The organism is Vibrio sp. 14G-20 (assembly GCF_026241515.1).
In the GTDB taxonomy this organism is placed as follows: domain Bacteria; phylum Pseudomonadota; class Gammaproteobacteria; order Enterobacterales; family Vibrionaceae; genus Vibrio.
In genome coordinates this window covers 23716-36377 of sequence record NZ_JAPHPW010000003.1, presented here as the reverse complement: position 1 = coordinate 36377, position 12662 = coordinate 23716, and the positions used below count along the sequence as shown (strand labels likewise).

Annotated in this window: 11 protein-coding genes; all 11 read right to left on the bottom strand. The window is 42.7% G+C overall.

Annotated elements, in window-relative coordinates:
- Nucleotides 1-48: 48 nt before the first annotated feature.
- Entirely contained in the window at nt 49-4467 is a 4419-nt protein-coding gene (locus OQJ75_RS03345) for a DUF6701 domain-containing protein (RefSeq protein ID WP_265970988.1), read from the bottom strand.
- A 2-nt stretch (nt 4468-4469) separates the two neighbouring features.
- Nucleotides 4470-4898: an MSHA biogenesis protein MshP gene (locus tag OQJ75_RS03340; protein WP_135456134.1), complete on the bottom strand. Its 429-nt coding sequence runs from the start codon at nt 4896-4898 to the stop codon at nt 4470-4472.
- Nucleotides 4888-5634, bottom strand: a complete 747-nt coding sequence (locus tag OQJ75_RS03335) for a prepilin-type N-terminal cleavage/methylation domain-containing protein (RefSeq protein WP_265970987.1) — start codon at nt 5632-5634, stop codon at nt 4888-4890. Before OQJ75_RS03335 ends, OQJ75_RS03340 begins: the two co-directional genes overlap by 11 nt.
- Nucleotides 5634-6203, bottom strand: a complete 570-nt coding sequence (locus OQJ75_RS03330; protein WP_265970986.1) for a type IV pilus modification PilV family protein — start codon at nt 6201-6203, stop codon at nt 5634-5636. Before OQJ75_RS03330 ends, OQJ75_RS03335 begins: the two co-directional genes overlap by 1 nt.
- A complete protein-coding gene (locus tag OQJ75_RS03325; RefSeq protein ID WP_265970985.1) occupies nt 6200-6691 on the bottom strand; it encodes a prepilin-type N-terminal cleavage/methylation domain-containing protein in 492 nt (163 codons plus the stop codon). Before OQJ75_RS03325 ends, OQJ75_RS03330 begins: the two co-directional genes overlap by 4 nt.
- A 150-nt stretch (nt 6692-6841) precedes the next feature.
- Nucleotides 6842-7360: a type II secretion system protein gene (locus tag OQJ75_RS03320; RefSeq protein WP_265970984.1), complete on the bottom strand. Its 519-nt coding sequence runs from the start codon at nt 7358-7360 to the stop codon at nt 6842-6844.
- 35 nt (nt 7361-7395) lie between these two features.
- Complete coding sequence (locus OQJ75_RS03315) at nt 7396-7950, bottom strand: prepilin-type N-terminal cleavage/methylation domain-containing protein (RefSeq protein ID WP_265970983.1); 555 nt, start codon at nt 7948-7950, stop codon at nt 7396-7398.
- A gap of 115 nt (nt 7951-8065) precedes the next feature.
- A complete protein-coding gene (locus tag OQJ75_RS03310) occupies nt 8066-8545 on the bottom strand; it encodes a hypothetical protein (RefSeq protein ID WP_265970982.1) in 480 nt (159 codons plus the stop codon).
- Nucleotides 8546-8547: 2 nt separating this feature from the next.
- Complete coding sequence (locus OQJ75_RS03305; RefSeq protein ID WP_265970981.1) at nt 8548-9768, bottom strand: type II secretion system F family protein; 1221 nt, start codon at nt 9766-9768, stop codon at nt 8548-8550.
- A 12-nt stretch (nt 9769-9780) separates the two neighbouring features.
- On the bottom strand, nt 9781-11505 hold the full coding sequence (locus tag OQJ75_RS03300; RefSeq protein ID WP_265970980.1) for a GspE/PulE family protein: 1725 nt from the start codon (nt 11503-11505) through the stop codon (nt 9781-9783).
- A complete protein-coding gene (locus OQJ75_RS03295; RefSeq protein ID WP_265970979.1) occupies nt 11495-12661 on the bottom strand; it encodes a tetratricopeptide repeat protein in 1167 nt (388 codons plus the stop codon). Before OQJ75_RS03295 ends, OQJ75_RS03300 begins: the two co-directional genes overlap by 11 nt.
- Between the last annotated feature and the right edge of the window lies 1 nt (nt 12662).

Here is a 12662-nt window from a genome sequence, read left to right as displayed (position 1 = left end):
CCCGCAATTTCTTACAGATTCCTAACTTAAGGGGCAAAAATTATATTTTTACTGACCTGTTAACCCACTTTCACCTCGGTAGATCACTCGATCGTTACCGCGGTAGATGCCAAATGTGACGACGGTGGAGGGATCTTCATCACCTAGCTGTCTCCAGTTGTAGCGCAGCCATGGCTGATCTTGATCGCTGCCTGAGCATGCAACAGGATTCTCGCCAGATTTAGCCTGTGGTGTCGACGCATCCATTCTTAACCACAATCGTACCTGCTCACGTGGCGCATCTGCACCAGCAGGCGTATTTTGATTCGCTGTTACTTCTTCTTCGCCATCATCAACACTTCCACTGCCATTGAGTGAAGCTAGTGTAGTTTTGACTGTATTACTGGTCCAAATGACTTGCTTACAGAAATTTGAACCATTAAAGGTGCTGCGATCATCATCGTCATTCACAATAAAGTCACTACCATCCCAAAACTCAGCACGAAGTGGAATCGTCAAAGTACTACCGGAGTTACCGCCAATATCATCAAGCGCCATTCGGCCATAGCGGGCAGGAGGTTGAACTGGGAATGCTGCCGAACTGGTAACAGGGTCAGAATCCGTAAATGACACCGGATCTGTTCCCTCGATTGTTAAACCAAAGTTTGTAGTAGTCGAGTTAGCATCTGACGTATTAAACGGTGTGTCTCTGCGGCTAACATCATCAGGATCCACAATTCGTTGAAGCTCAGCTGCATTGTCATTCAGCAACCAATGTTTACGATCAGCTGACCATGTTCCAGAGCCCGTATCTAACAAGAAGCCGTTATCAGTGTTGCTATCATCTAAAACACCAAACTTTGCTTGTAACTCTGCATTAAAGAACCGGTAATTATTAAGAACATTATCCGTATCATCTTCACCAGAAGCCATTGGATATACTTGGTGAACTGTAGAATCATAAGGTTGACTTAGGTATGCGATATCATTTTGATTGGCGACATTCCATTCCGGAGTACCTTGCACAAAGTATTTAGGGTAAAAGCGGCCAATAGACTTACTACCAGAGAAGCCGCCAAGGATACTCCCGTAGAAGCTGCCAGTTTCAGTTGCAACAAAGTTAAAGCTACCCACTTCTGAATACTTTAAGCTTTTGAATTTATAACCATTATCAGAAGAAACAATATCAGAACTAGATTGAGTCAGTTGACTACTCGGTTCTAAACTACCTAACACTGCATCACCATTACTAGGTGTATCTAATGTATGAGTCGCACCTACGGCACCTGCAGAAAGTAAATAGTTTTGTGTTACCAAGCTATTGCTACATAGTAAACTTGTGTCACTTGTGTGCCTAATTGGCTTAGCAAACACATTAAATGTTTCACCAGCCGCCACAAAAGCACTTCCTTTGTTACTAGTTCCGTCAGAGTTACTATCCGTACAGACCGCAAATTGCCACGGGCGAGAATTAATTAAGAAACTTCCAGAGAGTTTGTCAACGCCACTTTCAGGGCAACCTGATATTTCACTACAGTCAAAACTACTGTCAATCAGCGTTACTTTAAACTGGCCAGCCTCTTGAATAGAAAGAGTATCGGTGGTCTCTCCGTTATCACTCGCTTCAAAATCTGGTTTGTAATCGAGTAAGCTTATCGCATCATCACCGTTCACTGGTTGAACGATATCTAGACTCACAGTAGGCGTACCCACATAATCTTGTGACAACGACGAATCTTGAGTATTACAAGAAGACACTTTTGCCGTCACTGAGTAATCCATCCCAGCAACAACAAACTGCTCATCTACATCGAACTTATAAGGTACAAAGTTAATCTTTGATGCTGTAGTTTCAGTTTCACCATTCCAATTTCCGCTTACACCGTAGCTTTCCAATTTCGAAGACGATAAATACAACGTCTTTTGTCCATTTACAAAGTTGCTTTGATAGTCCCCAGTGAATGTAGAACAACTGCTTCCATTCTCATCTTCACACCACTTCCCAGTAGAGTTTGGTGTATGTGATGCAGTGAAACTATCTTGAACCGTATTAATCACATTGCCATCATCGTCTACGACTTTAAACTCAACCTCAGCGACCTCACAAAGCAAAACGTGCGAGTATTTTGGGGTTACGACAAGAGAGCCAGTTAGGAGCGGAGGAAGCGGACAACTATAGTCAGGTTTATTAATAACTAAACCACTCTGCGAAACAACGTTCGCTGCAGTAACTGCGCCTTCCACTGTAAGTAAGTTTGGAAGGTTAAGTGTTTTTGCTAAAATAAAGCCTCTAAAGTTTCCTTTCAACTGTACCGTTGCATCTGGAGCATAAATAATTGGGTATGCGTTCTCATTGACAATATCTACGCTATTACTAAATTTAAAACTTGTGACTACATTTATTTTAGAGCTATTTTCAAATATAAAATCACTTTGGTTTGTGTCCGAAGCTAAAAAGTTATTAAAAGTTACTGATGATTGTTCAGGGATGATTAAGACTAAACCACTACCATTTGATATTTCAAAATCATCAATATATAACCCATCCTTTAAGTGGACCCTTATTTCTGGATACTCATTACCTAAATCATTTATATACAGTCGTTCTAAGTCTTCATTGATATATACATTAGCATTAGCCCCTGCCAACTCAAATGAGCACAAATTTGACGCATCGCATCTAGCCTTGATGTTTTTATCAATTGATAACGTTCCTGTTACTGAACGACTCGGGACGTTAGGCAACAAATTATGTTCAATCTTTCGTCGGTTTAGCTGACCATCCTCATTCCCTACAGCACAACCTAAATCATCTCCACAGACATCATGGTTGTACATTTGATTTGTCCCACCCTCTAAATCGAATCCGATCAAAAGCAAACTCTCAGGATCAGGATTTGATGGGCTCCAAGACCGATCATTTTCAATTGAAAAGGCACTGAGGTAATCGGGAGACCAGCCATTGAAAGTTGTGGCACCCCCATTATTAACAGTTAATGAACTCTCAACCCCGGTCCAACTTTGGATTGTCTCAGGGAACAAGTTACATACGTTAACTGGGATCTCGACTTCAGGAATTTCAAAAGCAAAATAACCGATAGACTCTGCTCTGCCGTGCTTACGGTCACCAAGAGACTCTACATCTTCGTCAAACGCGAAAGTAAAAGTTGGCTTCCCACCGTCCTCAAATTGCTTACAGTAACGAAGCCATCCACCATGACTGCCTACTCGACTTTGCTTATTCACAATCACACCGAATTTAGAAAAACTCTGATGTAAATTCACTTTATTATTTTCGCACGACCAACCAATAGACTTGGTTTTGGGTAATTCGTTAGATTGGGCATAATCCCGAGAACCTTGATAAAACTCGATATTTGCCTGCAAATCTTCATCTTTACCATGAAACTCAGGGACAACTAGATAAGCGATATCTTTAGAGCCAGAACTGAGAGGCCCTTGACGACCACGTTCAAGAGACAAGTCAAAGCCTGTTGAATTGACATTTTGGATTGCGGTAGTCGCCCACTTAGAGTCTTTTCCTTGGACTTGAGCCATGATAACTGGTGCGGTAATGCTTCCCAGCTGATAGTCAATATCATCCCAATGATCAGCTCTATCACATCCACTCGTACACTGAGCTAGGTCTGTTGTTTTGACGCCAGCTTCGCCATAAACGGCACGACCACTAGAATCATAGAATTTTAATTTTCCCGGCTCGGTAACAAAATAGTAGATAGGTGACATTCGGTCTGATTTTGAAGTGCCCGGCATCGACTCACTCTCAATAGTCGCTCCTTTCTTAGAGTTCCAAATAGTCGCAACACTAGCCTTTGTTGGCACACTATTCACGATATCATCAGGATCGATAGTCGACATTAAGAATACAATTGGATTGTCATATTCCTTCTGAAACAACAAGTTACAACCATAAGTACAATCCATACCTTCAATAGAACCAAACTCATATTGAACATCCTCCAAATCAGGGACTGGTTCTTTTTCTCCATCGGCACACTCAACTACAACTGTATCACCTGACACTTCTAAAGTACCATTACCACCGTTTATCACAATTGAAGTAGTCTGTTTCTGTTCATATCCAGAGCCTGTATCAAGCTTGTAAATGAGACTGCCGTTTTTACCATTATTAGAAGTCGGTCTATAAATTAGGAGAACTCTTTCTCCTGGATTCACGTTCTGATCGGTTATCTTAGCGTTACTACCACTAACGCTGGACCACAATTTAACTACAGAGTTATTTGACGTAAAAGTGATCGTGACAGGAGTTGGGTTTGGAATAGTAAAAGCAACAGAAAAGCCATCTTGCCTTTTTAGATCATTACATTGTTCAGGAGAAAATTCGTCAGCTATCGAAACGAAAGATGTCCCACATAAAACAATCATGACTGCAGTGAGCTTCAAAAAGTTCGCATAGCAACATGCATAATTTTTAATGACTCTAAAAAGAACAACCCAAAATGCCATAACTACTCCCTCACCCAAACTTCTTGAATACGCTGTACTTGGTTGATACCCGAACCACAAATGGCCGTTGATTCTATTTTGAAAAAGCCAACACCATCTAACACACCGATCTGACTACAAGTTAGTTGGTCTACAGTACAGATAGTCGACATGCCGCTGCTCACTTGATTTGAATTTAAGTTGCTACAGACAGTGCTAACACTTGTTGAAACCGCAGGTGATACCGTCAAAGGGTAAACTTGAGTGAGTGCCCACTCATTCGCGGAGTGTGCCAGCAACCAAGCCTGTGTTCCAAGCTGCTTACGCGTCAATGTATCGTGATTTGACCACTGAACTTGCACTAAAGAAGTCGCAAGGAAGCCCATTACCACAATAACAAATACTGCGACGACCAAAACACTGCCTTGTTGAGATGATTTTCTATGGCGCATTGAGTACCTGCACATCTTGTTGGTAAACACTTACTTCACTGTTTTGCTCGAGCACAAGATCGATGTGAATTACACCACCTCTTTGTAAGCTTGGCTCTTCGTAGCGGAAGTTACTTTGAACATAATTAATGCTATCCGCAACGGTGACTCCATTACGTTGGATTAGGCCTTGATTCTGAACAGTATCATTCACTAAACAATAACTCACCGGGTCACTACCATCATAAATATAATGGCGTTGAGCAATAGACTGACTACTTAAATTAACTGAAGGCGCGGTAAATACATTATTTGTTGAGACTAACCCAACAAGCGGAATGCGTTTCGTTGAACCAGCCACAAATTCAGAATAAGCAGTTGGGTTGATAATAAGGTAGTCGTCGGCCTCCAATTCAGGTGCGTCTTGTCCAATTATGAAATTCAAATCGTTTGTCGCTTCATCAAAGTGATAAAAACCTGAATATTTAATAGCATAGAATACTAGACATTTTTGAGCATAGGACGAAGCCGAAGCTGGAGTAATACTCGAATCAAAGCTGTTGGGCACAGCATGGCTTATCTCTCGCGACATTTTCTCAACAACAAATTGACCTTTTACTTGTACTTTTTGACGATCGATAGTTTCAACATAGCCTTTCATGCCATATTCGACAAAACCGGCAATTGCGAGGCCAATGACTGCAACCACAACAATGGTTACGATCATCTCTATCAAAGTAAAACCACGTTGTTTCATTAGTAGTTCCCCTTGTAAGCAACCAAGCTATAACGGTTGTTACCACCAAAGATCTGTAACTCAACGCGCTTCATCGTTCCAATTACATTGTCGTTAAGCCCATCCATGTTTTGGTCATAAAACACCAAGACCTCAACACGGAAATTGGCATAACTGTCTTCGATATTTTCATCTAGAATATTAGCAAGCGGATACTTCGTCGATGATACACAAGCTGACTCTGTGGTATCGGTATACCAACAACCAATATAGTCATCGACATCATTAAAAGCAGCGGGCGCAGTCTCTGAACCATCCACTCCCAGTTCATTGGGTGCAGAACAAGTCGCTGCTCCCGCATCGCCACAGCGAATCAAACCACCATCAAAATCACTGTGTTCATCAAAACCACGTGCCAATATTTGGTTCATCAAACTTTGACCTAAGGCTACGGAGCGGTTTTGATATTGTGGGTCGGCCGAACTTGCCACTTGAGGTGCTAAAAAACTACTAATTGTGACCATCGCAATACCCAGTACGATAATCACAATAATGCTCTCTATGAGAGTAAAACCACGTGCGCGAATCATAGACACGCCCCTTCACGCACATAACCTTGAGAATTGATACACACCTGAGCGCTATTGCTACTAGTGGTTGAGTTAATCGTGATGCTAACTCCAGCGCTCACTGAAGGGTTCCCTAATAAGTCAAATTCGACAATGGTATTCGGAGAAGAAAATGAAATATCTGATTCACGAACATAATCACTACGTGCATCAGCTTGTGATTTCTGAGTGCTGTTCGATAAATTTAAACTGCAAGCGGTTACTGAACCTAAACAGTCACCATTAATAGCAAGGCGAAAGCTATCATTAGCAGCGGAAACATTCGATTGCATTCGATTGACTTGGATTTGGCGAATTACGGAGATGGCTTGCTCTTGTGCAGTAAAAGTGGAATAGCTAGAGGTACCAGTGAAGCGGCTCGCGGCAAAAGTGGAAATAATACCGAGGATAATGATAACGATGATCAGCTCAACCAGTGTAAAGCCGTTGGGTGGGGGGCTGTTATCCATAATGAGCCTCTAACTGCCTAGCGAATACTGATTATACCAAATAACGAAACTTACGATCTTATGTATATGAATAGTTTTGATATTTATGAGCGATAGGAAAAAAAAGGCCGACAAAAGCCGGCCTGAAATCTAGATAATATTCACTGGGGATTATAAGCCACAGTTTCCATCAGCACCATCAACAATCAATACAGTCGCAGGCGTATTCGCATCAATAGCTGCTGTATACTGAACACATTGCACAGTGTATCCGTCTATACCAATGTCAATAGTAGTATTTGTAGGGTCAGTTGCATCATCTTCAGAGCTATCTAAAACCACGAACTCATTTGATACATCTAAGGTTTGCATGATACCGCCTTGGTTAGCAGTTTCATCGTTAACCGCAACAGGGTAACCAAAACTATGTGCTATACCTTCAACTACAGTACCTGGATTATCAGTATCAGTAAAAGCGGTATATGTTGTAGCTTCAATGCCGTTGATTGCCGCTTTACCATAAGAGATCCCCATGGCTCCTGCTACAGCCCCACGTAAGCCCTCTAATGTTGCAGTGCGAGCATCATCTTGCAGGTTCAAGAAACGTGGCGCTGCAGTTACAGCAAGAATACCTAAAATAACAATCACTACCACTAACTCGATTAGGGTAAAACCACCTTGCTTTTTCATACTACTTTCTCACTTTGGGTAAATTTAAAATTTTCTTAATTATCTAGCGTTACTGTTACCGAGCCCGATGTAATGTCGTACTCAAAATAATGTTCTTTGCCTTCTTGTTGTGTATAGCGACACGCAGTATCCACATCACTATTGTCTCCTCCAAGAGCAGCTACATACTTGGGAGAATCAGTATCGTTAATCGCAACTGAAGGTGGATTCTGAAGAAGGTTTTCCATAAGACGAACACATCTTGCTGAATTAACAGTAGGAGTGCCTATACCATTCGCACTATTATCTTCAATTTCATAAGGGTAACCATCACGGTAAGTATCGTCAGACTCCGTTAACCAGAAATCTTGACCATCATAATCAACTTGTGGTCGGTCTTGATTTCCTGCTACCGGGCGGCCGTTCCCTTCCCACTGCGCACGAGCAGAAAGCACAGCGGTGGCGTATCCACCAGCAACAGCTTCAATGCTTGCTTCTTTCGCATTATCAGTTACATCAATAAATCGAGGTAACGCTGCCACAGCAAGCAAACCTAAAACAACGATGACAACAACTAGCTCAACGAGCGTAAAACCTGTTACTTTTTTCATGGATATACCCTTGAAATGTTAAATATAAACGTATTCTAACTTGTAAAAAAATTAATGAAATGTTTTTGTGTCAAAAAAACCACTATCGTCAAAAAAAATGACGATATACAAGCAGTTACTCATTAAAGCTTACCTTTACTAAGAACCCGACTGACTTATTTATGATTAAAGTGGAGTTTCTAACTAACTGATAACGACACTCATAACTTCCATCTAATAATTCTCCCCTCCTTAACTCAAAAGTATAGCCTTTAAACTTTTTTTCAGGGGAAGCCAGCTTAAGTAGCTCTTGACAAGTGTTGTCAGTATTTGTCGTTGGAATCACCCATCCATTTAAATCATACGATATACCATTACCATCTAGTTGTACAAATTTTGGCTGCTTATTCAATAACCAATATTCATGATATTCGTTTAACCTTAACTGCATCGACTTTGCCGATGCTATCAATGAGACTCTTTGTGCTTCTTCATTGATTCTTTTTGTGAATGAAAGAAAAGCGCCGATAAGAAGGAGAACCAAGGCATAAATAATAAAGCGCTGAGCCCAGGTTAAGCTTTTCACATCTTGTTGGTACAATTGCTTCGGCAACATAACTACTTCATTACATCCATCATGCTCCACATTGGTAAAAATATCCCCAATGCTAGCACTAACACCATACCAGCAACGATGACCAACAAAATGGGTTCTATTCGCGCAGTTAATGTTTTTAAGTCATAGTCAACTTCTCGATCATAATAATCTGACACCTCAAGCAATAGCTCATCAATACGACCGGTCTCTTCACCTACCGAGATCATTTGTATCACTAAGGGTGTGAAAATTTCGCTGTTTATTGCGGTAGAAGATACGGTACTGCCCGCTTCTATTGCGGCTTTCATAGCCTGAACTCTCAATTCAAGGAATCGGTTATCCAAAGCTTCCGCAGACAACGACAGTGATTGGTTTAGTGGTACACCGGCTTTTAGCATCAAGGCGAATGTGCGTGAAAAACGCGAAAGTAGCGCTCGATTCACTACCCCACCAATCACGGGTATTTTTAAGCGGAGCCTGTCCCACTTTTCCAATCCTTTGTCTGTCTTAACCCATGCTTTAAAAGCAAAGATAAGACCAAAAATCACGCCAAGCATTAAGCCCCAGTAATTAACAAAGAACTCCGACATACCAATCAAGATACGAGTGGGTAGCGGTAGGTCGACACCAAAACGTGCGAACATGCTAGAGAACTGAGGTATCACTTGTGTATTCAAGACAAACATAGCTACGGTTATAAAGGCAATAACAAAAGTGGGGTAACGCATCGCAGTCTTAATTCGTTTGCGAGTCTCAACTTCCTGTTCGTAGTATCCAGCTAATTGCAGCAAAGCCTGATCTAGACGACCGGTGTTTTCACCAACACCAATCATCGAAACAAACAACGGACTGAATACCTTTGGGTGCATCTGCATCGATGCTGCTAATCCACGACCATTAGTTAGCTCAGCAACCACTTCTTCTAAGGCGGCTTTCAGCTGTTTATTTTCACAGTTTTGAGTTAGGCCTTTCATCGATCTTAATAGTGGTACACCCGCTTTGGTTAGGCTGTATAACTGTCGACAAAACAGAACCAAGACTTCAAGCGGAACATTCGGCGAAAATAGGCTCGATACATCCATATCTAAGACTGAACCACCACTTTTACCCAGTTTGATCGAGGTTGGAATGATCCCTTTGCTCATCAAGCTTTCAGCGGCAAGATCTTCGTTATTCGCGTCTAATTGCCCACTTACTTGGCTACCATCAGAGCTGCGACCTACATAACGATACGTTGGCATATCATTCTACCCCTATAGATAAATTGGGTCAGTGGCACCGGACGCATCACCTTCGCCAAGATGCATTATCTCATCAAGACTCACGACACCTTGCAGAGCCAATTCCATCGCAGAAGCCAGTAACGGTTTGTAGTTTTCAGACTGTCTCGCCGTTTGAGCAAAACCTACCGCATCATTCGCTCTCAGTGCATCCATCATGTTTTGCTCTAGCTCCAACATTTCAAATACACCAATACGCCCACGATAACCCGTTAGGTTACAGTTCTGACAGCCACGCCCTTTCATAAATGGCACGCCTACCTGATTTGGGAAGCGAACGCTCAACCATTGCTTGCGAGGTTCATCTAGCTCATCTTCAACCTTACAGTCGTTACACACTTTACGAACCAATCGCTGAGCGACAACTGCTCGAACGGCACTTGCCACCAGATAACCCGGAGCGCCCATATCCATCATACGCAGCGCACTGTCTACCGCATCATTGGTATGCAGCGTACTTAATACTAAGTGACCCGTCAGTGCTGCTCTCAGACCTATCTCTACGGTTTCGTGGTCACGCATCTCACCAATAAGAATGATATCTGGATCCTGACGTAGGAAGGTTCTTAAGATCGTAGAGAAATCGAGGTTAATCTTAGGGTTCACCTGAACTTGATTCACTCGAGGTAGGCGGTATTCCACCGGGTCTTCCGCGGTAATGATCTTTTTACCCGGTTCGTTTAGTTCGCTTAACGCACCGTATAAAGTGGTTGTTTTACCCGAACCAGTTGGGCCGGTAACCAAGATCATACCGTGCGGACGTCGTAACTGTTGGCGAAGGCGAACTAGAAGATCACTCGGTATGCCCGATGACTCCAATTTACGTAAACCAGCAGATTGGTTAAGAAGACGCATCACCACAGATTCACCGTGCTGTACTGGCATAGTCGACATACGGATATCGACAGATTGGCCTTTCGCTCGGATATTAAAGCGACCATCTTGAGGAAGACGCTTCTCTGAGATATCGAGGTTTGCCATCAGCTTTAAGCGCAGAACTAGAGCAGATGCGATATTGACTTCGTTTAACAAGGTTTCATGCAACACGCCATCAATACGTTGACGAAGGCGCAAGACATTAGAATCCGGTTCGATATGGATATCGGAAGCGCCGATTTGAATAGCATCTTCAAATAGCGAGTTGATCAGCTTAACGACGGTAACTTCATCACTGTCTTCTTCAGCGATATCGAAATCAAAGGCATCATTAACTTGGTGTTCAGCGTGAAGTTGCTCAGCAAACGAGGCAATCTCTTTGGTTCTTCGATAATAGCGATCGAAGCCATCAACCAATTGCCTCTCTTGAGCAACAACGAATTCCAGCGCGTAATCGCCGAGCTGACCAAGCAAAGACTCTTGGGCAAACAGATCGGCTGGGTCACTCATTGCAACACGCAAAGTGTCACCTTGGCGTCCAATAACCAATGCACGAAGGCGACGAGCATGTACTTCTGGTAAAAGCTGTACCGCTTCAACATCGACAACGGCTCGGCTTAAATCAATAAGAGGAATAGCTAACTGCTGCGACAAAAAGCTCAGCATTTGTTGTTCTGACAAGAAGCCAAGCTCAATTAGAGCGTCACCGAGCTTACGCCCAGTACTTTTCTGAGCAGCCAGTGCTTGTTCAACTTGAGCCTCAGTGATAATGCCTTCTTCGACAAGCAAATCACCAAGTCTTTTTCTTAATCTAATTTGCATCGCCGCTCTCCTCTAAAGCATTGAGTATTTTTAACCGGTCACGCACAAAGCTTTGTGATTGAGATGAGATTCCGACTCGAGTTAAAGCGCCTTGATACGATGCTTTAGCGGCACTAAAATCAAGCTGTCGTTCTTGCTGAATCGCCAAGCCTAGCCACCAGCGTGCATTATCAGAATCAACATCGACCAAATTTTTGTAACTCTCTAATGCAATCTCTTCTTGCTGCGATTTTTGGCTCAACGCCGCACGCATGGCTAGATAATCTTTGGTTGGGTTTGGCGGTAAATGGACTAATGGGCTCAATGCGGCTTCTGCTTGATTTGCTTTGACTAGCAGTTTTGATAAACCCAGTCGCAGCTTTTCACTATTGGTATTGAGTTTGATACCTGATTGATAAAGTTCGTAAGCCTTACGAGTATCACCTTTCCCAAAATAGAGAATCGCGAGTTTCTGGCGAACGTCCTCATTTCTAGGGGCATATCGAAGTGCTTCGGTATAACCTTTCAACGCACCAGTAAGATCGTTCGCATCAAGCGCTTTCTGAGCACGACCTTGTGCATTGACTGATAGTTGATCAGACGTTAACTCCACCTGCTCAATCAACATTCCACTATTTTCTGAACCTCCAGGGGCTACAGGCTCATTAGAGATAGGCGTGGGATCTTTTTTTGCTACACTAGCAACGTAAATCGGTTGGGGAATTTCAGCCTTAATCGTTTTAGGCGCGCTTAGAGGTTTAGCTGGTGTTGTTTCTTTTGGGGCAGACACAACAACTGATTCGGAAACATCGGGCTTAGCTTGAACGCTTTTTACCATTACTGTGTTTTTTGTTGAAAGGTTCGCAGAGTCTAGCGTCACCAATTTCTTGGTTGGCGATGAGATAGGTTGAGCGGTTTCCTGAATGCTATTTGAATCATCAACGACAGAGACTTGAACCTGTAAATCTCGAGTTGAGATTGACTGCTCAACAATAGATTGCTCAATCACTGGACCTTGCGATATCGCCCAGCCGCCCATCGCTAAGCTCAAAGTAAAACCCGCAACAACCCAAACTAGGGGGGAACGCGTTTTTACTTTAGGTACGACTGCCGCTTCTATCGAAGTCGCTGATTTTTTCTTTGCCAATTCAGACAAGGCGTTGTTAATGACGCTCATA